We start from the raw sequence: 225 nt of genomic DNA on the forward strand, positions 1-225 counted from the left end.
GGGAACCTGCGGTTGGATCACCTCCTTACCTTAAAGAAGCGTTCTTTGAAGTGCTCACACAGATTGTCTGATGAAAAGTAAATAGCAAGGCGTCTTGCGATTGAGACTTCAGTGTCTTGCTCTTTAAAAATCTGGATCAAGCTGAAAATTGAAACGACACACTGTGTCTGTTCTCCGTAATAAGAACAGATAAGCGGTGTGTTCGAGTCTCTCAAATTTTCGCAA

The 225-nt window shown here is 42.2% G+C and carries 1 rRNA gene (running past both ends of the window); it reads left to right on the plus strand.

Annotated elements, in window-relative coordinates:
- A 23S ribosomal RNA gene (locus tag GY169_RS23295) occupies nt 1–225 on the plus strand (it extends past both window edges: 451 nt to the left, 3,768 nt to the right).

It is taken from the genome of Kluyvera genomosp. 3, assembly GCF_011765685.1.
In the GTDB taxonomy this organism is placed as follows: Bacteria; Pseudomonadota; Gammaproteobacteria; order Enterobacterales; family Enterobacteriaceae; genus Kluyvera; species Kluyvera georgiana_A.